Here is a 24,974-nt window from a genome sequence, read left to right as displayed (position 1 = left end):
CGGAGCCTAGCTCAGCCGGTGTGGCCGGCGATAGCGGGCCGCTCCGGCCGCCGCGGGGCGACTGCGCGGATCCGCCCGAGCGAACGACGTACGCCCGCGAACTGCACGAAGCATGTCCCGAAAGACATGTGACGCCCCGCGCGCTCGTCCGCGCTCGCCGGGCGATCGCACGCAGTGGCACCGGCCTTGACGGCGGCATACCCTCAGCGTCCGCATGGACCTCGAGCACCTCGAAGCACTCGCGCTCTCCGACGACCGCGCCGCCGCCCTCGCCGGCCTGTTGCCCGGCACGCCGGAGCACGACCACTGGCGCGGCGTCCACTCGCAGCACCGGGGCCGGCTCGACGAGGTCGACGCGATCCTCGCCGGCTGGAAGAAGCGGCACGGCCGCACCGACGAGCTCCACGCCCGCCTGGCGCGCCGCCAGCTGCTCCTTCGGGCAGGTCAGGACCTCGGCAAGTACGCCGACACGCTCCGCTTCGAGGCCCACGTGCGGCTCGACGACGAGGCCGAGGCGGTCACCGCCGCCTACCGCTACCCCACGCGCCTCGACCCCGCGATCATCGACCGGGCCGCGCTCGTCCAGGACGCGATCAGCCGCAGCCACGAGCTCAACTTCGTCACCGACTGGGGCCTGCCCGACCTCGTCGGCGAGAGCCTCGACTCCACCGCGCGGCGCAACCTGCTGCAGCGGCTGCAGCGCACCGACTTCCCCGGCCTCGTCGCCCTCGTCGCCGCCGACCTCGGCGAGAAGTCCTCGCGCGGGTTCGGCTCGCTGGCGGTCCACGCTCGCCTCACCCGCGCCCAGCTCGACGAGCTGGCCGCCCTGCGGCCCGAGCTGCGCAAGCACCCGAACTTCGTCGCCGCGGTGCTCGTGCGCATGCGACCGCCGACCCATGTCGACTGGCGCACCGACCCGGCCGCGCGCGCCGCCTACCTCGCCGAGCTGTGGGCCTACGTCGCCACGCTGCCGCCCGCCTTCAACGCCCTCAAGGCCCAGGTCCTCTACCACCAGCTCGACCTCGACCGCCGCCGCGGCGTCCTCGACCGCGAGCGCTTCTTGCAATACCTCGAGCTCCCGCGCCGGGTGCATTACGCCGCCGCCGAGCGCCTGCGCCACGTCCCGACCGACCAGCAGGTCGTGCTCGGGGCCGACGCCGCCCAGTCCGCCGGCCTCGAGCCGATCGCCGACGACGAGCCGCTGGTGCGCGAGTACCTCGAGCAGTTGCTGCTGCAAGAAGAGGGCGACGCCTTCGCCGAGCACCTGCGCGCCGACTGGCTCGAGGAGCAGCTCGCCACCGCGCGCCTGCTCGCCGGCGCCCCCGAGCCCGAGCGCTGGGCCGCGTTGCTCGGCCCGGTCCGCCTGGCCGCGCTGCGCGAGCGCGTCGACCTCGAGCTCACCGTCCGCAACCCCGCGCGGATCGCCGCCGATGCCCCCGTCGCGCTCGAGGCCTCAGTCAAGAACGTCCCACGCCTGGTCGTCAAGACCTACCGCATCGACGCGGTCGCCCACTTCCTCGCTCGCCACGCCGAGGTCGACACCACCATCGACCTCGACGGCCTGGTCGCCAGCGACGAGCAGGTGATCCTCGGCGACGCTCCGGCGATCCAGCGCGTGCGCCGGCAGATCGCCCTGCCCGGCTGCGACCGCCCCGGCACCTACGTGATCGAGCTGATCGGCGGCGGCAAGTCGAGCCGCGCGCTGATCCGCAAGGGCGGCCTGCGTCACACCGTCCGCGTCGGCCTCGCCGGGCCCACGATCCGCGTCCTCACCGAGGACGGCCACCCGCTGGCGGACGCGCGGATCTGGCTCGCCGGCCGCGAGTTCGCGCCGCGCGACGACGGGGCCATCACCATCCCGTTCTCGACCGCCCCGTCGCGCGCCACCATCCTGCTCGTCCACGGCGACATCGCCCAGGCCGAGACCCTGCAGCACCCCGCCGAGCACTACCAGTTCCACGCCGGCATCCACCTCGAGCGCGAGTCGCTGGTCCCCGGCAAGACCGCGCGGGTCCTGCTGCGGCCGATGCTGACCGTCGCCGGCTGGCCCGCCCCGGTCGCGTTGATCGAAGATCCGGTGGTCGAGCTCACGGTCACCGACGGCGCCGGCACGACCTCGACCAAGACCCAGCCGGTGCTCCTCCGCGACGACGCCGAGACAGTCGTCGAGCTCGTCGTCCCGGAGGACGCCGCCCAGGTCTCCGTCACCGCGCGCGGCCAGGTCCGCGTCGCCTCGACCCAGAAGACCGTCGACCTGGCCGACAGCGTCAGCGCCGAGATCGGGCGGATCCACCGCAGCGAGTACACCGAGGCGCTGCACCTGTCGTCCGGCGCCGAGGGCCACGTGCTCCACCTGCTCGGAAAGACAGGTGAGCCGCGGGCCGGTCGGGCCGTCGCGCTCAGCTTCAAGCACGTCGCGGTCACCTTCGAAATGTCGACCACGCTCGAGACCGACGCCCGCGGCCGCATCGAGCTCGGCGCCCTCGTCGGCATCGAGCGCCTCACCGCCTCGCTGCCGACCAGCGAGCCGCATCAATTCCACCTGTGGCCCGAGCTCGACGCGGCCCGCACGATCCACGTCGTCGCCGGCGAGCAGGTCCTGCTGCCGCGGCCGCCGGCGATCGTCGCTGCCGACGTCTCTCTCGTCGAGCTGCGCGGCGGCGCCCCGGCGCGCGACGTGTCCCCCCGCGTGTCGCTGGGCGAGCGCGTCCTGGCCGTCGCCGGCGACCTCGCGGCCGGCGAGTACCTGCTGCAGAGCCGCGGCGTCGCAGACGTGCGGATCGTCGTCGTCCCCGCCGACACCCCGGTCAGCGACGGCTGGGCCGCCGCCGGGCCGACCTCGATCGAGCTGTCGCCGCCGCTGCCGCTGCTCACCACCTTGCGCGTCGACTTCGATCATCTGCTGCTCAAGCTCGACGCCGCCGGCCCGCTCACCCGCGTCCACGTGCTGGCGACCCGTTATCGGCCCGACCGAGCGCTGCCTCGCAACCTGCGCCGCGCCCCCCGGCCGCCGCTGGCCGGCGCGGTCGCCCCGGTGCTGTCGCACTACGTCTCGGGCCGCGACATCGGCGACGAGTACCGCTACGTCCTCGAGCGCCGCAATCATCCGCGCCGCCCGGGCATGCTGCTCGAAAAGCCAGGTCTGCTGCTGAACCCGTGGGCCGTGCGCACCACCACCACCGGGGTCCAGCACGCCAAGGGCGGCGGAGGTTACGCCCCCAGCCCGCCGCGCCCCGCGTCCGCCCCGGCGACCGCCGCTCCGCGCACGCAGGCGGCCATGCTCGGCGAGCAGGGCGGCTTCGTCGCGCTCGACTTCCTGCCCGCGTCCGCGGTCGTGCTCGCCAACCTGCGCCCCGATCCGAGCGGCGAGCTGCGCGTCCCCCTGGCCGAACTCGGCGCGGCCCAGAGCGTGCGGATCATCGTCGTCGACCCCGCCCTCACCAGCGTCGCCGACCTCGGCTTGCCGGCCACCGAGCTGCGCCCGCGCGACCTCCGGCTGCGCTTCGCCCTCGCCCACGACAAGCACTTCACCGAGCTGCGCGGCGTCGACGGGGCGCCCGCCGGTGCCACCCTGGTCGTCGAGGACCTGCGCTCCGGCAAGCTCGAGCTGGTCGACACCGTCGCCCGCGCCCATCAAGTCCTGCTCTCGCTCGGCGCCCCCGACACCTTGCGCGAGTTCGCCTTCGTCACCCAGTGGCACGCCCTCGACGACGCCACCCGCCGCGCCCGCTACAGCAAGTACGCCTGCCACGAGCTGCACCTGTTCCTCTGGTTCCGCGACCCCGAGTTCTTCGCCCGCGTCGTGCGGCCGTACCTCGCGCACAAGCGGCGCAAGACCTTCGTCGATCACTGGCTGCTCGGCGCCGACCTCTCGGGTTATTGCGAACCGTGGGCGTTCGGCCGCCTCAACGCGCTCGAGCGGGCGCTGCTGGCCCGCCGCCTGCCCGAGGTGCGCGAGTCGATCCTGCGCCTGCTCGGCGACGCGGTCGACCTGATTCCGCCCGACCCGGAGCGCGACGATCGCCTGGTCGACACCCTGCTCGGCGCCGCCGCGCTCGAGGGCGGGGCCGCCTACAGCTCCGTCGCGCTCGATTACATGGAGCGCGAGGTCTCCGAGGAGCTGGCCCCCGAGCCCATGGCCAAGGAGAAGGCCAAGAAGCGGGTCAGTCGTCGCAGCCGCAGCGAGGCGGGCGACGAGCTGGAGAGCGACGACGAGGACGGCTTCGCGCCGGCCGTCCCCCAGATCGGCGGCCCGCCCCCCGCCGCGCCGGCCGCGGCGATGCCGATGCGCGGCGCCAGCCGCGGTGGCGGCGGCGGCGACCTCGGCGACGCCACGGTGACCGCCGACCTGCGTGAGCGCCGCCGCTCCGCCCCGCTCTACCGCGGCGCCGACAAGACCCAGGAATGGGCAGAGTCGGATTGGTGGCACATCCGCGCCGCCGCTGCCGACAACGCCTTGATCGCAGTCAATCGCTATTGGCGGGACTTCGCCCGTCACGATGCCGCGGCCGGGCCGTTCCTCTCCCCCCATCTGGGCGAGTGCGCCGGCGACTTCGCCTCGGCCCTGTGCGCACTGGCGGTGCTCGACCTGCCGTTCGTCGCCGGCGCGCACGCGGTGGTCGTCGAGGACACGCGCCTCAGCCTCACCTGCGCCACCCCGGCCCTGGCCGCGCGCACCCGCATCGCCGCGGTCGAGGCCTCGGACGACACCCGCGCCGCGCTCCTCGTCGGCCAGAGCTACGTCCGCAGCGACGACCGCTTCGAGTGGGACGGCGCCGAGCAGCGCGAGAAGGTGATCGAGGGCGAGCTGCTGGTCGGCGTCGTCTATCGCTGCCTGGTCGTCGTCACCAACCCGACCAGCCGCGATCGCCGGGTCGCCGTGCTGCTGCAGATCCCCCGCGGCGCCTTGCCGGTCGCCAGCGGCTTCTACACCCGCACCTTCAACCTCCACCTCGGCACCTACGAAACCGAGCAGCTCGAGTACGCCTTCTATTTCCCGACGCCCGGGCAGTTCCCGCACTTCCCGGCCCACGTCAGCCAGCACCGCGGCGAGCAGGTCGAGCTCGTCGGTTCGGCCCCGCCGACGCTGCTCGACGTCGTCGTCACCCCGACCCGCGTCGACGCCAAGTCATGGGCCCACGTGTCGCAGCACGGGACCACCGACGAGGTCCTCGCATTCCTCGCCGGCGCCAACCTCGGCCGCGTCGAGCTCGAGAAGATCGCCTGGCGCATGAAGGACAGGGACGCCTTCACCCGCGTCCTCGCCCTTCTCACCGCCCGCCGCACCTACCACGATCGCCTGTGGGCCTATTCGCTGGCCCACGCCGACCGCCAGCGCGTCGCCGAGTGGCTGCGCCACCAAAACGGCTTCCTGGACAAGGCCGGCCCCGCGCTCACCGGCGGCATCGTCGAGGTCGACGCGATCGAGCGCAATCGTTACGAGCACCTCGAGTACGCCCCGCTGATCGGCGCCCGCGCCCACCGCCTCGGCAGCAAGCGCCAGGTCCTCAACGACGCCCTCGCCGCGCAATACAACCAGTTCCTAGAGCGGGTCGCCCACCGCCCGGCGCCCGGCCCCGACGACCTGTTGGCAGCAGCGCACTACCTGTTCAGCCTCGACCGCATCGACGACGCCCTCGCCGCGCTGGCCCGCGTCGACCCCGGCCAGCTGGCGACGCGCCTGCAATACGACTACCTCGCCGCCTACGCTGCGTGCTGCAGCGGCGACCTCGCGGCCGCCCGCGCCCTCGCCGAGCCGTGGCGCAATCACCCGGTCGACCGCTGGCGCAATCGCATCACCGCGCTGCTGGCGATGCTCGACGAGGCCGAGGGCCGCGGCCCGGCCGTCGCCATCGACAGCGACAGCCGCGAGCAACGCATGGACGAGCTGGCCGCGCGCCAGCCCGCCCTCGGCATCACCGCCGAGCAGGGCCGGGTGATCATCCAGCACCACAACGTGACGAGCTGCCAGCTCCGCTTCTACCGCATGGACATCGAGCTGCTGTTCTCGCGCCAGCCGTTCGTGCAGGGCGAGGTCGAGCGCTTCTCGTGGATCGAGCCGGGCGCGACGCTCGAGGTGACTCTGACGAGCAGCGAGGGCCGCACTGTCGTGGAGATTCCCCAAGGCATGCGCGGCGCGAACCTGGTGATCGACGCGGTCGCAGCCGGCCTGCGCCGCTCGATCACGCATTACTCGCACGACCTGGCGACGCAGCTGGCCCATCAATACGGCCAGGTCCGGGTCCTCCGCGCGTCGACGCAGACGGCCCTGCCCGCGACGTACGTCAAGGTCTACGCCCGCCAGCACGGCGGCGCCGTGATTTTTTATAAGGATGGCTACACCGACATGCGCGGCCGCTTCGACTACGCGACGCTGTCGACCGACGACCTCGACCGCGTCGAACGGTTTGCGATCTTGCTCGTGTCCGACGAGGCCGGCGCGACGGTGCTCGAGGCCCCGCCGCCGCCGCGCTGAACGACGCGCATCGGCCACCGGCTCGTCGCCGTGCTCCGACTCGTCGACGTCCGGTCCTCCGGGACAGTCACGGCGAGCGGTCCGGATACGACGACTGGGACGCGTCGCAGTGATGCGCCGTGAGAGTCAGGCCCGCCGTCGTGGCTCCGACGCCGCATGACTTTAAGGGCAGGTCAAGCGGGTCTGCCGCGCCGAAAATTTTCAATGCACCAGCGTGTATCGCTCGCGGTTGCAGCGGGCCCCGACCGATCACCGCGATCAAGGCCGATCGGTCGAGCTCGTCGCTGCCGCCGCGGCGTTGCGCCGGCGCTCACGCACTCGCATCCCCGCGGCGGCGACGATCACCAGCGCGAGGGCGATCGGCGGCTCCGGCACGGTCGTGCCCGCCGAGTACCAGCCGGTCCCGCGGTGAACGGCCGCGTCGGCCGGCGGCACGTCCGCGACCACGAGGAGGTTGACGAGCGCGAGGCTGAGCATGTCGTCGAGCGTACTACGCCACGCGCCGGCGAGCGAGGCCGCCGGCCGGGTCGCGCCGCGGGGCGAGCCCATCCCGGCGACTTGGAGCGAAGAGCCCTGCTGCGGCGCGCGCCGCGACCGGTGGCCGAACGAGCGCTCAGGGCGTCGGCCGCGTGGTGCGGAGGAACATCGCGCCGTTGAACAGCCCGACGACATCGGGGCGACGGTCGCCGTCGATGTCGGGGGAATCGACCGCCTCCAGCGGCACCTCGGCGAGCTGAGTCCGCGTGAGCCCGTCGTCGCCGCGCAGCCACACGAACGTCGCCTCCGCCTCGCCGACCACGAGGTCGTAGCGGCCGTCGCCGTCGGCGTCGGCTGCCCGCAGCAGCGATGCGTCCCCAACGGTGACGAGCGGCGTGCGCCGGTCGGGAGCGCCGCCGGTGTGACGATAGATCGTCGTCCCGTCCTGCGTCACCAGTTCGACGCGGCCTGCGGCGTCGGCGTCGCTGAACATCGCCACCAGGCCGGGCAGCACCTCGGGCTCGGCCCACGCGCGCGCCCCGACGCCGCGTACGAGCACACCCGGCTTCGTCACTGGGTCGACGAGGACGTCGAGGTCGCCGTCGCCGTCGACGTCGCCGAGCTCGAGCGAGGCCGGCTCGGGCGGGGTCAGCGTGGCGATCGTCGTCCACGTCTCGTAGTGGAACGGCTCGGCGACGGCGTAAGCGACCTTCAGCTCGAGCATCTCGCCCACGCCCATCAGCGCGAAGACGTCGGCCCGGCCGTCGCCGTCGACGTCGGCGATCGCCAGGCGAACGACCACACCCGCGAGCGACTCGTCTTCGATCCAGAGGCCCAGGAGCTCGCGCCGCGGCTGCACGCGATAGACCCAAAACCCATACGGGCCGGGAGTGATCACCTCGGCGAAGCCGTCGCCGTCGAGGTCGCCGACCGCGAGCGTGTTGGCTCCCCCCAGCAGGCTGTCTCCGTCGACGCGGCCCAGCGGCCCGGCCTCGCTGCCCCACATCCAGGCCACACCGCCCCCGTCGCTCACCGTCGCGACGTCGTCGACGCCGTCGAGGTCGAGGTCCGCGCTGACGAACTGGTCGGCACGACCGTGAAAGTCGAACGGCTCGCCCGCCTCGACCGGGCGCATCACCTCCCGCACGATGTGGGTGGCGACCGCGTCGTACGCCAGCTGGGCGACGTCGAACTGTGCGTCCGGCTCGCTCGCCAGCGCCAGCGCGTGCGACCGCGGGAACCCGTACGAGACTCGCTCCTCGGCGAACGTCCCATCGCCGCCGCCGCGCCAGTAATCGAACCCGGAAACGTCCACGTGCAACGCGTCGAGCCGTTCGTCGCCGTCGACGTCGCGGAAGTGCGTCGGGACTCCGACCGTGCTCTCGAACACCTCCGGCACGTCGTCGACGAGCCCGGTGATGCGCACCGCCTGGGCTCCGAACCGCGCGAACACCTCGGGCTGCCCGTCGCCGTCGACGTCTGCGGCGCTGAGCTGCCGGTAATAGCCCTCCTCGGGCGTCAATCCCGACAGCGCCGCGAGGTCGTGCTCCACCCCGGGGCTGAAGCCGGCGCCGTCGGGCGTCATGCGCGTGAGCACCGTGACGCCGTCGCGCCGGCCGAGGATCAGCGGCTCGTCGACGTCGTCCTCGTCGACGTCGACTGCGACCAGCGCGTCGACGAAGAGCGCGTCGGTGAGGACGTCGACCGTGGCGGCCCCGTCGGCCGCGAATCGCATCACCGCCGCGCCCGGCACCTCGACCTCCCCGACCGACGGGATCGGCATCGCCGCGATCGCCACCGGCTGATTCGCACCGGCGCGCAGCGGCACCAGCGCGAGCGCCGGCACGCCGAGCGCGAAGCTCGGACCCAGGACGTCCGGACCGTCGCCGCCGCCGCCGAACATCGCCCGGACGTGCGGGCCCTCGTTGAGCACGACGTCCGCGCGCCCGTCTCCGGTGACGTCGGCGATCACCATCGCGGTGACCCGATCGTCGAGCTCGAACTGCGCCGACAGAAAGAACCCGAGATCGGCGCGCCCATGAAACAGGTGCAGCGCGCCGCGGGCGGCGACGGCGAAGTCGAGCAGGTGGTCGCCGTCGAGGTGACCTGTCACAAGGACCATGTCGCTGAAGTCTGACGACACGACCTCGCTGCGCCACACCTCGACCGGCGTCGCGCTCGCCTGCCAGGCGAAGGCCGCCACGAACGAGTGACCACCGACCAGCACGCGCTCGTCCGGACCGGCGCCGACCCACGCCGTCGACCCGAGCACGTATTCCTCGACGTGCCCGAGCCAGGTCGCGCCCTTGCCGACCCACGTGCTCAGCACCCTCCCCTGCGGCACTGCGAGGCTCATCAGGCCGCTGCCGGCCACCGGCCCCACGGCCATCCCGCCACCGTCGGGGAAGACGTCGAAGAACGGCAGCGCGGTCGGGCTCGAGAAGCCGCCGTCGCCGTCGTTGCGGTGGACCAGCGCGGCGGTCGCGGGCGTACGGGCGATCGCGTCGAGGTCGCCGTCACCGTCGTGATCGGCGAGCTCGAGCCAGGCCACGCTCCGGCCCGACGGGCTCGCGGAGGCCCGCTTCAGGGTGCCGTCGCCCGCGCCGCGGAGCACATGCAATTCGCGCTCGACGGCCACGCCCGGGCTCTCGTCGGGGCCCCCATCGGCCACGACCACGTCGCGGCGCGCGTCCCCGTCGACATCGCCGATCGCCAGCGCCCACGGGCGATGGCCCGCGGGGTACGCTCGCACCGCACTGCTGCGCGGATCGACGACCGCGACCGCGCTCGCCGCGGGCAGCGACGCGATCAGCTCCGGCGCGCCGTCGCCGTCGAGGTCGGCCCCGCGGAGCGCCGCCGGCCCGGCGCTGAGGGCGATGTCCCGCCGCCGCTCGAGACGGCCGTCGACGTCGACCCCGAAGATCGCCACGAGCGACGGATCGGCCAGCGCCACCGCGACCTCGCCCGGGAGCGCCACGAGACCGACTGGCTCGCCCTCGAGGTACAGCGCCGAGCGCATGCCGCCGCGTGCGTCGCTGTCATACCCGAGCGTGAGCTTCCGGCCCTCGCGCGACAGCACCGCGCTCTCCTCCACGCCGTCGCCGTCGATGTCGAGCAACACCGCGTCATCGACAGGCGTCGCCAGGATCCGCCACCGCCCCTCGCCGACACACAGGCCCCCGAGCGAGCCGCACGGGTCCTCGCCCCCGCAGGCGAGAACGGACACCACGGCGATGAACCCGAGGTTGGGCGAAGTCGAGCGCGGGTGACGTGCCATGCAGCCGGGAGAGGGTGAACGACCGCGCGGCCGCAAGCAAGCGAGAGACATGCGTGACTCGTCGCGCGCACCCCGTGATGACGAGGAGCCGCGCGGAGGATGTTCTTGTCGACTCATCGAACTGCGTCGTGACATCGCCGCGAGCAACGCATGACGAGCCGACGGCCCACGAGCGCCTCGACCGCGTCGAGTGGTTCGCGAACTCGATCGCGTCCGACGAGGCGAGCGCGGTGCTCGAGTCCCGTACCGCGCTGATGCGGTAGTTCCGCGAATCGCCGACCGAGCGCCTGCGGCAATCCTCGCGGTCGGCGACGGTGTCCATCGCGTTGGGCGGCGCGCACGCTGCCCGGGCGGGCCGTCAGCAAGCGTTTAATAGACTGCATCAACCCCGCCGGAGTGAAAATTCCCGCGGCCAGCGCTACGCTCACGGTGATGCGACGTCTCGCGCTCACCGCCCTCATGCTCGCCGCCTGCAACCGCGACGGCGACAAGATGGCCTTCAGCACGAGCATCACGACCGCACCCCCACCGGGGTCCACCTCGAGCGGCGGCGACACCTCGATCTCGACGTCGACCTCCACCAGCTCGTCCGAAGACTCGGCCGCCGCGAGCTCGAGCGGCTCCACCAGCTCGACGAGCTCGGGCGGTATCCCCGACCTCGGCACCATCCCCGACGGCGGCGACGGCCCACCGCCGGGTTGCAAGGGAAAGGTCGACTTCCTGTTCACGATCAGCGGTGCACCGACGATGCAGCCCAAGCAAGCGCGGCTCAAGGCGAGCTTTCCAGGCTTCATCGCCACGCTCGAGAGCCAGTTCGCAGACTTCGATTATCACATCCTGTCCGCGAACACGGCCGGCTTCTGGGGTTATCCGAGCTGCAAGGGCTGCCAGGACGTGTGCGCCGACCTCCCCGAGTTCCCGTGCGGAGTCCCGCCGGAGCCCTGCGACCTCGTCCGCGGCGCGGGCATGACCTACCCGATCGGCGAGGGCGCGAGCAACCAGCGCTGCGAACTCGCCAGCGGCCTCCGCTACATCACGGCAGGTCAGCCGAAACTCGAGGACGCCTTCACCTGCATCGCGTCGGTGGGCATCAACGGCGGGAGCGGAGTCGCGGAGGTCACGGCCATGGCTCTCGCCGACGACATTCACGCGCTCGGCGGGTGCAACGAGGGGTTTCTCCGCGATGACGCGCTCCTCGTCGTCGTGGCGATTCAGGACACCTACGACCAGGGCAGCGAGGGCACCGCGGAGGACTGGAGGGACGCTCTAGTGGAGGCGAAGGGGGGCGACGCCGAAGCGGTGGTCTTGCTCGTGATCTCCACCGATATCGACGACCCTGCGGGCCTGTGCGGCTACGATCCCAACAATGCGGAGCACGAGCTGCGCACCTGGGCCGAGCTCATGCAGCCGAACGCCCTGTTCGGCTCGATCTGTGCGGATGGGTACGGCGACTACTTCGCCACCGTGGCGAAGATGATCAAGGCCCAGTGCGACGTGTTCGTGCCCCAGTGAGGGCTACGGATACAGGCGCAGGGCGAAGGCCCGCGGCTGTAAGGCGTCGAACTCGCTGCCCGCGACGTACGTGTAACCCCACGCGTCGATCGCCAGGCCCGCGGCCTCGTCAGGCCCCTGGCCGGGACCGTTGCGGACGACCTCCCACACCGGCGGGCCGGACAGGCCGGGGATGGCGAAGATCCACGCGTTCGCGTCGGTCTTCGGCTGCTGCAGGGTCCCAGCGATGATCAGCTTGCCCTCGCGGTCCTCGCCGACCGCCAGGCCGATCGCATCGCTCGATGGCGTCGGTTCGATCCGCTCCGCGATCGGTTCTCCTGTCGCCGAGAACCAGCGCGTCATCACCTGACGGATCGAGCCCTTGTCACGCCCCCACCCGATCACGACGAATCCTCCGCCCTGCAGCGTCGCAATGCCCATCCCGGCATCCTCGTCCAGCAACCCTCCGGGCGAGGTCCACTCCGCGACAGGTTCGCCATCCAAGGCGTGGCGCAAGACGATTGTCCGCCGAACGAGGATGTTGTCGACAGTCATGGTCTCGCGCTCACCGACCACGACGACTTCCTCGTCGACGATCGCCACGCCGCGCGCGACCTCGTCGAACCAGTTCTGCGGATCCTCGGAGAACGGCGCTGCGAACTCTCTTGCATCCAGAAGATCTCCCGTCTCGGCCGAGACCCACCAGACCCCGAGGTCATGCGTGTTCGGTCCGATCTCGATCGCCCCGGCGACGATCAATGTGTCGCCGACCACTGCGATCGCGTTCGCGGACGTCTTGCTCGGCCCCATCCACACCGGCCCTTTCGCCTCGCCGAATTTCACCCGCGACACAGCCCACCGCGTCGACCCGTTGGCCGGCTGCGTCCACGCCACGAACGCCGCGTCATCACCAGCCGCGGCGATCGCCGGCCCGCGCCCTCCGCCCGTCACTGCGACCGGCCCGAGCAACACCGGCCCGCCCTCTGGCTGTCCCGTCGTCCCATCGACGCGCACCGCCACCGCCTCGAGCCCATCGTTCGTCTCGAAGTAACCCGCCACATCGATCCCGTTGCCCCGCAGCGCCGCGCTCGTGAAGCCGTTGATCGGCCCGGCCTTCACGTAGGGCGGCCAGACGTCGCTGCCGCCGGGTTGGACGTCGATCAGCAGCGCCTCGCTGCTCTCGCCGCTGACGCCGTCTGCCGCGTGAGCGACGGCGCGGATCGTGTGCATGCCGTCACCGGGCACATCCTCCGAAGTCACCTCGAACACATGGACGGGGTTCCCGGGCGCGGCGCCGAGGACCAGCGGCACATCGCCCTTGTTCTCATCTTTTAAAAAGATGTCGATCGACGCGACTGGCCGCGACGTCGAGACCGACACCTGCACCGGGCCGACCTCGGTGACCGGCGACGGCTCCAGGAACACCTCGACCGCGACCGGCACCGCCTTGCCGTCGTCACCCGTGCTCGCCCCGGTGCTCGCGCTGTCTGCGGCGGTCGCATCGCCATCGGTCTGCGTCGTCCCGGCGGCGCCCGTCTCGGCTGTGCTGCTCGTCTCGGAGGAGGTCAGCGGTGAGTCGCTGCTCGTCTCGGCGCGCGTGTCGTTGCTCGCAGAAGTCTCCGAGCCGGCGTCGTCCGCGTGCTGCTGCTGATAGATCGCGTACTGCGGCGAGGTGCACGCGGCCACGCTCGTCAGAAGCATGGGGACGACGAGGGACTGACGGGGCATGACGGGCACTATACGGGACAACGCGAAATCGCGCATGCTGCTCTTTTTTAAAACCTCCCCGTCAGGACGAGGCCGCCGAGCCCTCGCGCGCCCCAGGGTGCGACCGCCACGCGACGAGGCCGTGCGTCCATCGTCAGGAGCACGGCTCCGGTCACGGCGAGCGCGCCACCCGTGAGCCCGAGGACGATCACCGCGGCGGTCAGGTTCGTGTAGCGCTGGCCGAGTGCGGCTGCGGTCGCGTCCTCCGCTGCGCTCGTGGGTCGGCCGGCCGTGTCGAGGTTGAGGACCTCCAGCTCGCGCTCACCGGCGGCGCGGCGGCCCAGGAGTCCGGCCATGGGGATGAACAGCAACGCACCCGGAACGAGCGTGCCCACGCCGACTCGCAGCAGGAGACGCGCACGCTGCTCTTCCCGCGACGGCTGCGGCCGAACTGTCGCGTCGGCCCTGGCACTGGTGCCCTTCGCGAGAGCGTCGACAGTCGCCTCGCTCGCGTTCGACTTGGTGTTCGTCGCACCGGCTGCGTTCGTCGCGGGCGCCGGCGGAGCCGATGCCGGTGGAGGAGCTTTCGCGGTCGCAGCGCCCGCGCTCGGTGCCGTCGCCTCGGACGTCTCGGTCCCCGAGGGTGGCGCGCTCTGCCTGGCCGCGGCCTGCTTCGCCGCCACCGGCGTCGTCTCGCCTACCTCGTCGAACGAGGTGAGGTAGACCTGATGCGCCACGAACAGGCGCATCGCCCGATGGCCGTCTGACTTCGCCGTCTTCGCGCGCCCCAGGTATAGCTCGGCCTCGCATCGGTCATCGGCGAGCTCGCACTCCGGGGCACCGGCCGAAGCAGGGCTTGCGGCTTGAGACGCCAGCAGAAACGCGAGGAACAGGGACATCGGGCTCATGGCATGGACTCCTCGGAGAACGACTGCTCGCCGGCAGGCTCGAGGTGGATCGCTCTCGGAATGTTCGGAGGCCGCCGCGGCTCAGGGCCCTGCATCGCTACTCAGGTTGCCAGATGTGATCCGGGCCGGGGGACTTTTGCAGCCTACCCATCGTCGGTCATGCCGCTGAAACGGTGCAGCAGCAACGAAGTAGAGCTCGTCCGCCGGCGACGATCTCCAGCTCGCGCGCCCGTCACCGAGCAACGCAGTAGCGCCTGCGGGATCGGCGACTCATCCTCGCACGTGGAACGCGCCCGAGCGGGAGGTCGCAAGCTCTCGCACCCGGCGCTTGGTTCACCCGACTCGATCGCCTGTCGTGTGACACTGCGTGCTCCCTGTCCCGCCGAGCTGCCCGGGCTGCAAACGCGACGGGGACGAGACGGCGCTCGGCATGAGCATCACCGCCCCGCCTCACCCGGGCTGACCTCGAACGGCGGCGACGCGTCTCATCGAGCAGTCACGAAGGACAGTGTTGCATCGAAATTGAAAGGCGGAGGCTCGTGGGCGACGATGCGCGAGTAAGCTGAGCATCCGCGAGACCCCCTCACTCATGCGCCTTCCGCAGCGCGCCCTCGCCTACCTCGCCACCATGAGCGACACCGCGTCCTCACCTCGCCGCTTCGGCACTCTCGCGCTGCGCTGGTGCGGACTCGCCTATGTGTGCCTCGCCCTGCTCCTCGCCCTGGGCGTCTTGGCCCAGCCGGTGCTGCTCCTGTTCTCCGTCATGGCGGCGTTCGTCTTCGCCGCCCTGCTCCTCGCCAGCGCGTCGCTGGCCGTCGCAGCGCTGGCGCTGGGCCTGGCGGCGGTCTACCGCGGCATCTTCGCTCGTGCATCCGCCCGCGAGGCGCTGTTCGGGCTGCTCGCCGTCGCCCTGTGCCTCGGCGGTGCCGTGGGCGTCTGGTACGGCTCCCCCCTGGTGTGGCCGATCGCCGGGCTCGCGATTCTGCTCTGGGCTGTTCTCACGGACATGCGCGACGAGCCGGCGCCGGCACCGGCTCGCGGGGAACAAGCGCCTCCAGCGAGCGAACCTCGAAGCGGCCTCGACTAACCCTTCGACGGAGGATTGTTGCCTCTGCCACCGCCCGACGGATTGCCGGTCTTGCTCGGCCAGTTCCCGCCGTTGTCCTTGCTGCCGCTGTCACCGCCGCCCTTGCTCTCGTCACCGTCCTTGCTCTCGTCACCGCCCTTGTTTCCACCGCCTCCGGCGCCCGTGCTTCCGTCTTCCTTGCTCATGGGTGTTTCCTTTCGCTGAGGTTGGGCGGCAAGTGTGAGACGCGTGTCGGAGCCGGCAAACGGAAGGCTCGCCGAACGTCGTCTCCGTCCTGCGACTTCGGTCCCTTGCTCGGCACGGATGGGTCCGCCATGCACTCGCCTGCGCAAGGTTCGTCGGCGGGAAGCGAGCGCTGCAGTGGAATCGGCTGCCGGTCAGCGCCGGCGCCGCGCCCGGGTCCTCGCCGAATCAGCGGCTGACCCTGCGCGGGCGCTCGACACATATGTCCAAGAGGACATGTACCACCAATCCTGCGCCCCGCCGCTCACGCCGGCTCGAATGCAGCGACCCGGCTCTCGGGCCGCGCGTCGACCTCGATGCGGCGGCACCGCAGCGAGAGCGGGTCCCAGTCGGTGCGCTTCGGCTTGTAGCCGGTCTCGGCCTGCGCGGCGGCGGCGGCGGCCTGGAGCTTCTCGGCGTTCAGCGGCTGCGGGCCGTCGGCCTCGAGGATCGCCGTGGCCCGCTCGATCAGCGCGCGCTCCTCGGCGCTCGCAGGACCCGTCACGCTGACGCACGCCGTATAGATGCCCTCGGCCACGTCACGGAACACGACCGGGCGGGCCGCATCCTCGCCGCCGAGCAAGATCTCCTGCTCCACGCGATCGCTGAAGTCCTGCTTCAGCGCCGCGTAGGTCGCGGGCACCTCGTCGAGCTCGCCGGCGAGGAGCACGTGGCGCGATTGATTGGCGTCGGCCGGCACTGCCCCGTCGACCCGGAGCCAGCGCTCGGCAGCGAGCCGGTCGGCGACGCTGGCCGCGTCCGCGCGGGCGAGCTCCCGCACCTTGCCGAGCTCGCCCGCTCGCCGTTTCATTCGCTCGCTGATTCGCCCGCGGGCTGCCTCGTCCGGCGACTCGGCCGGTTCGTCGTCGCAAGCGGCGAGCAGCGCGGTGGATAGAAGGATGGCCATGAAAAAGGGTCGGGAGGCAGGCATCGAAAATTTCCTGGTCGCAACCTCCACGTTCCAGGCGCCGGCGGATCAATTACGGCGCGGGCAAAAAAATCGTCCACGGCCGCCGGAGGGCTCGCCGCGGCCGGGGAACGCAGATCTCGGGGTGCTGCGCGGCTCGCGGCCCCTGAAAAATTCTGCTCCAAAAGACAGGTCCAGGTCGCGCCCTGTCGCCAGGCCCGAAAACGCGCCCGGCCCATGGAGCGCCGGGCGCCGGCCACAGACCCAGGCGATGGCCACCGACGCCCCGTTCATTCATCAGCGCCTCGAGCCGCTCGAGCTCGAGGGGTCTCCCACATCTTCGGGGCGCCCGGCGGCCCGCTCGCCAGCTCGGCCCGGCTGCCGAGCGCGGTCGAGACGCTCGGCAACTGCACCGCGCGCGCGCTGCAGAGCCGCCGCCTCGTGCTGATGGGTCTCGGCTGCGCCCAGAACTTCTCCGCGCTGCTGCTGCGCCGCGCATGACCGGCCGGCCCGCGGATCCGCCTCGCGCCTGCCCGCTGCGGTCCTGCTCGCGGCTCGCTGCAAGCGTCAGCCGGCCGCGCGCGGCGTGTTACCGTGCTGCGGTCATGAGAGCCCCGCACGACACTCTGACCTCCGAGCGCCTGGTGCTGCGCCGTTACACTGCCGACGACCTCGACCTGCTGGTGCGCCTGCAGAGCGACCCCCGGGTCATGCGCTTCGCCGGCGGCGTCCACGACCGGGCCCGGACCGAGGCGATGCTGCGCGAGCGGATCCTCGCCTACTACGATCAGCACCCCGGCCTCGGCATCTGGCTCACCAGCGAGCGGGCCACGGGCGAGCCGGTCGGCATGCATCTATTAAATCACGTGCGCGACGACACGGTGATCCAGGTCGGCTACCTGCTCTACCCCGAGTACTGGGGCCGGGGCTACGCCACCGAGATGGCCGCACGGCTGATGCGTTACGGTTTTACGGAGCTCGGGCTGCCGCAGATCTCCGCGATCACCGACCTGCCGCACGTCGACTCTCAGCACGTGCTGCTCAAGGTCGGCCTCCGCCGCGACGGCGAGCGCCACTTCCCCGCCTACGGCAGCGACCCGCTGGCCTTCTTCACCCGCGACGCCGCCAGCTGGCTCGCCGAGCACCCGGCCTGAGCCACTCGCCTGGCCCTCGAGGCATGCCCCATCCGACATGCCCCAAAGAACTTTTCGAATCGAACCGGCCGCTCACAATAATTGCCGCGGCAGCGCGCCGATCGGCGCCCCAGCCCTGCGGCGATTCGCCGCTCAGGCCTTGGGCCCGAACACCTTGAGGTATTCGTCGCGGTGCTTGCCGTCGAGCAGGGCCAGCGAGCTGTCGGCGTCGTCCTGGTGGTGGACCGCATAGCCGGCGTCCTTGAGCGCGCGCAGGTGGCGGCGGACCGCCTCGGCGTCGATCTGGAACACCTTGCCGATCTCATCGGGGTCGAGGATCACCCGCGGCGCCTTGGCCGGGCCCTTGCGGTTGCGGTAGGTCGCGGCCAGGTTCGCGTCGACGAACGTCCACAAGTACGCGAGCACGACCTTGGCGCCCGGCGTCAGCGGGTCACCCTCGGCGGAGGTCGCGGAGAACAGCTCTCGGGGCATCTCGGCCATGCAGTGATTGCGGGCTAACGCGATCGGCGCTCAGCGTCAAGTTAGAAGTCGAAACGTTGTACGGTCAACTCTGGAGTGAATACCAGTTGCGCGGAATCGCGCTTCGCACCTGAGAGGCCTCCTAGGGGCGATCGCCGGGCCCGCGCCGACGTCCGCGGTCGCCCGGGTCGGGCGCCAATCATGGCACTCTGAGCCGGGTGTTGATCGCGCTCTCGGGCCTCCCTGGCGTCGGCAAGACCACCCTCGCGCGGGCTCTGGCCGCGCGCACCGGCGGCGTCCACCTGCGCATCGACACCATCGAGCAGGCGCTGGTGCGCGACGGTCTGCCGGCCGCGGACCTCGGCGGTCGCGGCTACGCCGTCGCCCGCGCGCTCGCCGGTGATCTGCTCGCCGGCGGCTTCACCGTCGTCGCCGACGCGGTCAACCCGATCGCCGCCACCCGCACCGCCTGGCACGACCTCGCCCGCGCCGCCGGCGTCGCCTGCTGCGACGTCGAGGTCGTCTGCGGCGATCGCCGCGAGCACCGGCGCCGCGTCGAGGCCCGCGTCGCCGACATCGCCGGCCACGTCCTGCCCGCCTGGCGCGACGTCGAGGCGCGGGAGTTCGCGCCGTGGCTGGCCGCGCCGCGGGTCGTCGTCGACACCGCGCGGCTCGGCGACGCCGCCGCGGTCGAGCAGGTCGTCGCCGCGCTCGGGCTCGACGCATATGGACTGTCGTGAGCGCCGCTCGCAATGTGCGTACTCGCGGCGCTCTCGACATTGCCAGGTCTCACCATTCGCGGCACCGCGGCGAGCGGCGCTCGGTTTCGCGCATCGCGGTTCCGCCGGCTCCTTTCGCGCCCCTGGGGACACCGGAACTTTGCGCGGGCAATCGCGGCGGGGCGACCTCGGGCCGGGCCCGAGAGCGGGGCCTTCGCCGGCGGGATTTGCCTTGACTGCGACCGTAGCCCAGGTAGCCTCACGAGCAATGCCACTTAACTTCTTCTTACTGACAGTTCGTATGGCGGTCTCGCGGGCGATCGAGCGATCGCGTGCCTGAGCGCGCAGCGGCCCCGCGACCGCGCCGTCGTGGGACCTCGAAGCTGCACTCGCCCGCGAATCGGCGCACCTGACTTGACTTGACTTTGCCTGCGGTTTTTTCGCCGCGGACTCGCTGACCGCCATGCTTTCTATCGCCGAGACGACCTCGAAGTACCGATTTTCGGCATCGCTCGCCACCGCAGTGGCGCTCGGATGCCTCGTCGCCCCCGACGGCCTGAGCTCGCCGCTGCTCGGGCTGTTCCTGTTCGGCGGCGCCGCCTTCCTCGTCGCCGGCTTCGTCGCCCTCGACCTGGTCGGCGCCGTGCTCCCGGCGGGCGGGCTGACCGTCCGCAGGCTGCGGCGGGTCGCGGCGCTGATCATGACCGCCCCGCTGCTGCTGCTGACCGCGCTGATCCTCGGCCTCCAGTCGCCGGCGGCGCTGACCGTCGCGCTGCCCGCCGGACTCGTGTTCGCGGTCGCAGTGGTGGTCGCGGTCGAGCGCCTGGCCCCGCGCCTCGGCGCCCCGGAGGACCCGCGCTTCTGGCTCGCCACCGCCGTCGCCGCCATCGAGCTGGTCGCCCTCTTTCTCTACGTACATGTCTCCGAGGACACCTTCGCGGTCGTCCGCCCCGGCACCGAGCGCCTGCACGCCGTGCTCTGGTTCGGCACCTGGGCCGTCTCGCTGGCGCTGCTGCTGCCATGGGGCGCGCGCGTGGCCAGCCGGGTCGGCGCCGCCCCGCGCTCGCGCTGGTGGGCGGCCTGGAGCGGCCTGGCGGCGCTGGTCGGCCTCGGCTTCATGTTCGCCGACCGCCGCTTCATGGTCGGCCTCTACCCCGCCGTCCATTTGTGGCTGCAGCTCGTCGCGGTCCTCAGCCTCGACGCCGCTTTGAGCCGCTGCCTCGCCCAGCTCCAGCTCGAGCGCTGGCGCGTCGCCCCGGCCACCCTTCGCAAGCTCGCGCGCGCCGGCGGCCTCGCCCTCGGCCTCGTCGCCGCCGCGGCCGCCGGCTTCGCCGTGGTCGCGTTCGGCGGCTACGCCAGCGACCGGGGCTTCCGCGCCCAGGTCGGCGACTCGACGGTCGGCACCTCGATGATGCGCTACCTCCGGCGCGGCGAGGGCCGCACCCGCGGCCACCTCAAGGAGCTCGACCACCCGCTCTACCACGACGTCAAGGCCCCGAAGAACGACTGGAACATCATCCTGATCAGCGTCGACGCCCTCCGCGCCGACGCCCTGCCCGACCCCGACAATACCGACAAGAGCGCCGCCCCCCGCCTCTCGGCGCTCGGGGCCCAGTGCGCCGATTTCCGCCACGCCTACGCCCCCGGCTCGCGCACCGCGATCGGCATGGGCGCATTGATGTTAGGCCGCTACAGCGCCCACATTCAATGGGACCTGTGGATGTGGGACGGCAAGTTGATCAATCCCAACACCGCCACCGCCAAGGACATCCGCGGCCTCACCAACGGCGTGCAATACACCACGATCCCGCAGATCCCGCCCGAGGGCAACCTGGCCCAGCGGATGAAGGGCGCCGGCCTGCGCACGCTCGCGACCCCGTGGGACGGCTACAGCCGGTTCTTCCGCAAGGACGCCGGCTTCGACCCCGGCTTCGACGAATACACCGACTTCAACACCATGAGCTTCCGCGAGCCGGCCAGCCCCAAGGTCCTGCCGCTCGCGCTGAAGCAGCTCGACAAGGCCAAGGGCAAGCGGTTCTTCCAGTGGATCCACCTGTTCGACCCGCACGAGTCGCACGGCGACCGCGAGGCCTACGCCGAGCTCGTGCAGACGATGGACGGGGCGATCGGCGAATTCATCGACGGCCTCGAGCAACGCGGCCTGCGCGACAAGACCGCGATCTTCCTGGTCGCCGACCACGGCGAGGCGCTCGGCGACCACCGCAACAACACCCACGGCACCTCGCTGTACGAGGAGCAGGTGCGCGTGCCGATGATGATGTGCCTGCCCGGCCGCGGCGGCCAGGTGTTCCGCCAGCCGGTGTCGACGCTCGACGCCACCGCCACCATGCTCGCCCTCGCCGGCGGCGACCTCACCGGCATCGACGGCGTCAACCTGCTGCCGCTGATCGAGGACGGCACCTATCCCGCGGAGCGGCCGGTGTTCACCGAGCTGCACCGCTACATGTCGAACCAGGCCCAGCGCACCACCGACCTGCAGGCCGTCATCCACGGCCGCTGGAAGCTGATCCGCGACCTCAAGAACGACACCGCCCAGCTGTTCGACCTCGAGAACGACCCCAAGGAGGAGCAGAGCGCGCTGTCGACCCGTCCCGACGTCGCCGACGACCTCGAGGACCTGCTCGACGCGCTCAACGCCGACCGCGCCAAGCCCAAGCCGCCGAGGCCGCTGTTCGCCGCCAAGCCCGCCGCCTTCGAGGTCGCCCAGGACTCGGTCATCCTGTGGGCCCGCTCGACCCTGCCGGCGCCGATCCACTTCGAACTGGCCAAGAACGCCAGGTTCAAGGACGCGCTCGAGACCTCCGCCAAGGACGTCACCCCCGAGGGCGATCACGTCCGCATCGTCGACGTCACCGGCCTCAGCCCGGGCACGCGCTACTGGTACCGCGCAGTCCTCACCCACGAGGGCGAGCGCCTGGTCAGCGACACCGCCAACTTCACGACCGCGCCCGACAAGCCGCGCAACATCAAGATCGCCTGGAGCGCCGACCTGCTGGCCGACAACGCCCCGTTCCAGATCTTCGGCCCGCTCAAGCGCGAGAAGCCCGACGTGTTCCTGATGCTCGGCGACACCATGTACGCCGACATCCCGAAGAAGAACAAGGGCAAGGACCTCAAGACCTACCGCGCCCGCCACAAGCTGGTCCGCCGCGACGAGGCCCTGCAGTCGTTCCTCGCCTCGACCGCGACCGTCGCGGTCTGGGACGACCACGAGATCAGCAACAACGCCCACCGCGAGACCGAGAACATCGCCGTCGCCCGCCAGGTGTTCCGCGAGCAGTGGCCGGTGCGCAGCGCCGACCCCGACGACGTCGGCCTCTACCGCTCGTTCCGCCCGGCCCCGCAGGTCGAGGTGTTCATGCTCGACGTCCGCAGCTTCCGCGACCTGCCCGGCCCCGGCAAGACCATGCTCGGCGAGGCGCAGAAGGAGTGGCTCGTCACCTCGCTGAAGACGTCGACCGCGCGCACCAAGCTGGTGGTCTCCAGCGTGCCGATGTTCGTCCCGTTCGGCAAGGACAGCTGGCACGCCTACCCCGAAGAGCGCGACGAGCTGCGCACCGTGTTCGCCAGCGAACCCCCGGGCACGGTGATCGTCCTGTCCGGCGACTACCACCTCGCGTGGCACATCGTCGACCGCGAGACGGGGATCCACGAGCTCGTCGCCGGCCCGCTCGACGCCTGGGTGTTCGAGGACATGCTGCCCCAGCACGTGCCCGACGTGGCCAAGCACGGCGGCTTCGCCATCATCGACGGCCCCAACTACGGGGTGCTGGAGGTCAAGCAGGACGGCTCGGTCGTGGCCCGCTACCACGACGACAAGGGCAAGCAGAAGTACCGCACGGTCCTGACCGACCCGGCGGAGGTGCCCGGGCCCAACGCGGCGAAGCAGCCCTCCGCCGCGCCCGAGCCGACCGTCACCGGGTCTTCTTCAGCTTCGGCAAGCACTGCCCCGCGACGCTGACGAGGCCCTCGGCGCAGCGCGAGGCCTTGGCCGCCACCGCGGTCGCCGGCTTGATCAGCTTGCGCAGCGCGTTGCTGCGCTGCATCGTCGGCTTGATGAGCGGCGTCAGCTTCTTGACGTCGGTCTGCTTGGGCGCGACCCAGTTGTCGGCGACGACGTCCTGGCGGTTGACGAGGTCGAGCTGGATCGATCGCAGGTCGATCGACTGGCAGCCGATCATCGGCGTGTCGTTGCCGGAGCTCGAGTCGACCGTGCACTTCATCGAGGTCAGCACGCCGCGCGAGTTCTTGTTGAACGTCTCGGTGCGCGGGTCCTCGCCGGTCTTGCCGCTGAGCATGCCGTGGTACTTGATGTTCTGGAGCCCCGCGACGCAGTCGTCGTAGGCCTTCTTGTTGAGCACCTTCAGCGGCGCGCAGACCGCCGCGACGTCGGGGGAGACGAAGGCCGCCTTCACGCCGGTGCCCGCGTACGAGCACTGGGCCAGCGTCTCACCCGGCGTCGGCGCCGCCAGGTCGAACACCGGCGTCTTCAGCGTGGTCTCGAAGGTGGTGTGGTCGGCCTTCGACTCCTCCATCCGGATCTTCAGCGTCGACAGCAGCTTGCGCACGTCGAGCGGGTCGCCGCCCGTGTGGTCGGACTTGAACGTCAGGTTGGCGCTGAAGTTGACCGGCCCGCCGCCCATCTCGCGGTCGCCCTTGGTGTTGCTGAACTGGCCCGTGGTGGTCGCCAGCGCCTGGCTCAGCTTGCTGCGGATCCCGTCGCTGGCGTCGCGCGCCGCGTAGCACTCCGACACGTAGCGCATCGGGAATTGATCGTACTCGGCGACCACGAAGTCCTCGAAGTCCTTCCACGTGTTGTACAGCGACTCGCAGGCCGGCTTGCCCGCCCAGTCGACGTCGCAGTCGCGCGCCCGGTTGCGCATGTCGGCGAGCTGGGCCTGGTAGAAGGTCCGCCGCGACTTGATGTAGGCGATCCGAGCTTCGCGCTTGGCCGGCGTGGTCCCGAGCGCGAACAGCTTGGCGTTCTGGACCATGAAGTCCGAGTCGTCGATCAGCGCGGTCAGCCCCCACGCCGCCTCGGCCAGCTTCGTCAGCTTCTGCTCGGAGGTCAGCGGCGCCAGCGGATTGCCCACCGGCCAGTTGGCGACGATGTCCTCATACGGCACCGCCATCAGCTTGAACGTCTGCTTGGCCCCGTTCTGGCCGGGGAACGCCTGCACCTGCTGCAAGAACTGGTCGACCGACAGGCTGGCGCTGCTCGTCCCGCTCGAGGTGACGTGGATCTCGAGGTCCTGGGTGTTGCTGGCCTGCTTGAGCTTGTTGATCGTGCTGACGCCGACCTCGGCGTTCATGGTCGCGTACTCGACCCCGATCACCCCGCTGGCCGCCAGCTTGCTCTCCGTCAGGGTGTCGCGCACCGACAGCTGGACCGTGCCGAAGAACCACCGGCCCTTCTGCTCGCCGATCACGATGTAGTCGCCGCACTGCTGGCGGAACGCCGGCGTGCCGACCATCGCCAGGTACTCGGGCTTGAGGTTGATGTCGCCCGCGACGAACTTCATCGGCTCGACGTTGTGGTACTTGGCGAGGATCGTGTGCGTATTGAAGTTGGTCTTGGTCGTCTGGAAGAAGTCGACCTTCGAGCTGGCGTTGGCGCTGACGAGCCCCATCGACGCCGAGAACTTGGTATTGACCGCCAGGTTCATCTCGTCGGCCAGCTGCGAATTGGACACGATCGAGCTGAACTTGAACTCGTCGCCGCTCGCGCCCGAGCCGTCGAGCAGGCCCGCGCCGAACTGCACACACTGGCGCAGCACGTATTCGCGGCTGATGCTGTTGTAGCCGTATCCGCGGCCCGTGAGCGTCTTCGGCGGCTCGAGCTCGAGGTACTGATCGGCCGCGAGGACCGTCTGCGCCACGCCGAGGGTCAGAAGACCGCAAGTCACACCCGCCAGCCGCTGCCTGGTTCCACTTCGCATCGTCCACTCCTTGCGCGCTCCGGCAAGCGACCGCGCCCGAGGGCCAGTGCCCCCGGCGTTCGCAATCGGCTGGGAACGCGTCGACACAAAGTGAAAGTCGAGGTGAAAACAATTGCGACGATCTGCACGAG

Annotated in this window: 14 protein-coding genes; 6 read left to right on the top strand and 8 right to left on the bottom strand. The window is 71.1% G+C overall.

Features of this window, described 5'->3' with window-relative positions:
• Positions 1 to 214 precede the first annotated feature (214 nt).
• Entirely contained in the window at positions 215 to 6,475 is a 6,261-nt protein-coding gene (locus OV090_RS24835; protein WP_267706921.1) for a hypothetical protein, read from the top strand.
• Positions 6,476 to 6,733: 258 nt separating this feature from the next.
• On the opposite strand, the gene OV090_RS24830 is transcribed toward OV090_RS24835, so the two are convergent.
• Positions 6,734 to 7,024 carry a hypothetical protein gene (locus tag OV090_RS24830; RefSeq protein WP_267706920.1) on the bottom strand — a complete coding sequence of 97 codons (291 nt, stop codon included), beginning with the start codon at positions 7,022 to 7,024 and terminating at the stop codon, positions 6,734 to 6,736.
• Between the two features lie 64 nt (positions 7,025 to 7,088).
• Entirely contained in the window at positions 7,089 to 10,229 is a 3,141-nt protein-coding gene (locus OV090_RS24825) for a VCBS repeat-containing protein (protein WP_267706918.1), read from the bottom strand.
• 432 nt (positions 10,230 to 10,661) lie between these two features.
• On the opposite strand from OV090_RS24825, the gene OV090_RS24820 reads away from it, so the two are divergent.
• Complete coding sequence (locus tag OV090_RS24820; RefSeq protein WP_267706916.1) at positions 10,662 to 11,741, top strand: hypothetical protein; 1,080 nt, start codon at positions 10,662 to 10,664, stop codon at positions 11,739 to 11,741.
• 3 nt (positions 11,742 to 11,744) lie between these two features.
• On the opposite strand, the gene OV090_RS24815 is transcribed toward OV090_RS24820, so the two are convergent.
• Both OV090_RS24815 and OV090_RS24810 read right to left on the bottom strand, forming a co-directional pair.
• Positions 11,745 to 13,448: a hypothetical protein gene (locus OV090_RS24815; RefSeq protein WP_267706914.1), complete on the bottom strand. Its 1,704-nt coding sequence runs from the start codon at positions 13,446 to 13,448 to the stop codon at positions 11,745 to 11,747.
• Positions 13,449 to 13,495: 47 nt separating this feature from the next.
• Complete coding sequence (locus tag OV090_RS24810; RefSeq protein ID WP_267706912.1) at positions 13,496 to 14,326, bottom strand: hypothetical protein; 831 nt, start codon at positions 14,324 to 14,326, stop codon at positions 13,496 to 13,498.
• Positions 14,327 to 14,963: 637 nt separating this feature from the next.
• Between OV090_RS24810 and OV090_RS24805 the strand changes: the two genes are divergently transcribed.
• Positions 14,964 to 15,422, top strand: a complete 459-nt coding sequence (locus tag OV090_RS24805) for a hypothetical protein (protein WP_267706910.1) — start codon at positions 14,964 to 14,966, stop codon at positions 15,420 to 15,422.
• On the opposite strand, the gene OV090_RS24800 is transcribed toward OV090_RS24805, so the two are convergent.
• On the bottom strand, positions 15,419 to 15,607 hold the full coding sequence (locus OV090_RS24800) for a hypothetical protein (protein WP_267706908.1): 189 nt from the start codon (positions 15,605 to 15,607) through the stop codon (positions 15,419 to 15,421). The genes OV090_RS24805 and OV090_RS24800 overlap by 4 nt on opposite strands.
• A gap of 302 nt (positions 15,608 to 15,909) precedes the next feature.
• Complete coding sequence (locus tag OV090_RS24795; protein ID WP_267706907.1) at positions 15,910 to 16,551, bottom strand: hypothetical protein; 642 nt, start codon at positions 16,549 to 16,551, stop codon at positions 15,910 to 15,912.
• A 605-nt stretch (positions 16,552 to 17,156) separates the two neighbouring features.
• On the opposite strand from OV090_RS24795, the gene OV090_RS24790 reads away from it, so the two are divergent.
• Positions 17,157 to 17,705, top strand: coding sequence for a GNAT family N-acetyltransferase (locus OV090_RS24790; RefSeq protein WP_267706905.1), 549 nt, complete (start codon positions 17,157 to 17,159; stop codon positions 17,703 to 17,705).
• A gap of 132 nt (positions 17,706 to 17,837) precedes the next feature.
• Here OV090_RS24790 and OV090_RS24785 read toward each other — a convergent pair whose 3' ends face one another.
• Complete coding sequence (locus OV090_RS24785; RefSeq protein ID WP_267706902.1) at positions 17,838 to 18,185, bottom strand: hypothetical protein; 348 nt, start codon at positions 18,183 to 18,185, stop codon at positions 17,838 to 17,840.
• Positions 18,186 to 18,382: 197 nt separating this feature from the next.
• Here OV090_RS24785 and OV090_RS24780 point away from each other — a divergent pair, with 197 nt between their 5' ends.
• Both OV090_RS24780 and OV090_RS24775 read left to right on the top strand, forming a co-directional pair.
• Entirely contained in the window at positions 18,383 to 18,904 is a 522-nt protein-coding gene (locus tag OV090_RS24780; RefSeq protein WP_267706900.1) for an AAA family ATPase, read from the top strand.
• Positions 18,905 to 19,346: 442 nt separating this feature from the next.
• Positions 19,347 to 22,865, top strand: a complete 3,519-nt coding sequence (locus OV090_RS24775) for an alkaline phosphatase D family protein (RefSeq protein WP_267706898.1) — start codon at positions 19,347 to 19,349, stop codon at positions 22,863 to 22,865.
• On the opposite strand, the gene OV090_RS24770 is transcribed toward OV090_RS24775, so the two are convergent.
• Positions 22,819 to 24,843: a hypothetical protein gene (locus OV090_RS24770; protein ID WP_267706896.1), complete on the bottom strand. Its 2,025-nt coding sequence runs from the start codon at positions 24,841 to 24,843 to the stop codon at positions 22,819 to 22,821. The two genes, OV090_RS24775 and OV090_RS24770, sit on opposite strands and share 47 nt — an antisense overlap.
• Positions 24,844 to 24,974: the final 131 nt, after the last annotated feature.

This window comes from Nannocystis sp. RBIL2 (genome assembly GCF_026626745.1).
Classification (GTDB): Bacteria; Myxococcota_A; Polyangia; order Nannocystales; family Nannocystaceae; genus Nannocystis.
Note: the sequence above shows the minus strand (reverse complement) of the source record. Positions and strands in the feature narration are given on the sequence as shown.

What these genes read in the sequence shown, in the direction of transcription:
- OV090_RS24835 (WP_267706921.1), top strand. Translation starts at nt 215, where the DNA reads ATGGACCTCGAGCACCTCGAAGCACTCGCGCTCTCCGACGACCGCGCC.
- OV090_RS24830 (WP_267706920.1), bottom strand. Translation starts at nt 7,024, where the DNA reads ATGGGCTCGCCCCGCGGCGCGACCCGGCCGGCGGCCTCGCTCGCCGGC.
- OV090_RS24825 (WP_267706918.1), bottom strand. Translation starts at nt 10,229, where the DNA reads ATGGCACGTCACCCGCGCTCGACTTCGCCCAACCTCGGGTTCATCGCC.
- OV090_RS24820 (WP_267706916.1), top strand. Translation starts at nt 10,662, where the DNA reads ATGCGACGTCTCGCGCTCACCGCCCTCATGCTCGCCGCCTGCAACCGC.
- OV090_RS24815 (WP_267706914.1), bottom strand. Translation starts at nt 13,448, where the DNA reads ATGCCCCGTCAGTCCCTCGTCGTCCCCATGCTTCTGACGAGCGTGGCC.
- OV090_RS24810 (WP_267706912.1), bottom strand. Translation starts at nt 14,326, where the DNA reads ATGTCCCTGTTCCTCGCGTTTCTGCTGGCGTCTCAAGCCGCAAGCCCT.
- OV090_RS24805 (WP_267706910.1), top strand. Translation starts at nt 14,964, where the DNA reads ATGAGCGACACCGCGTCCTCACCTCGCCGCTTCGGCACTCTCGCGCTG.
- OV090_RS24800 (WP_267706908.1), bottom strand. Translation starts at nt 15,607, where the DNA reads ATGAGCAAGGAAGACGGAAGCACGGGCGCCGGAGGCGGTGGAAACAAG.
- OV090_RS24795 (WP_267706907.1), bottom strand. Translation starts at nt 16,551, where the DNA reads ATGGCCATCCTTCTATCCACCGCGCTGCTCGCCGCTTGCGACGACGAA.
- OV090_RS24790 (WP_267706905.1), top strand. Translation starts at nt 17,157, where the DNA reads ATGAGAGCCCCGCACGACACTCTGACCTCCGAGCGCCTGGTGCTGCGC.
- OV090_RS24785 (WP_267706902.1), bottom strand. Translation starts at nt 18,185, where the DNA reads ATGGCCGAGATGCCCCGAGAGCTGTTCTCCGCGACCTCCGCCGAGGGT.
- OV090_RS24775 (WP_267706898.1), top strand. Translation starts at nt 19,347, where the DNA reads ATGCTTTCTATCGCCGAGACGACCTCGAAGTACCGATTTTCGGCATCG.
- OV090_RS24770 (WP_267706896.1), bottom strand. Translation starts at nt 24,843, where the DNA reads ATGCGAAGTGGAACCAGGCAGCGGCTGGCGGGTGTGACTTGCGGTCTT.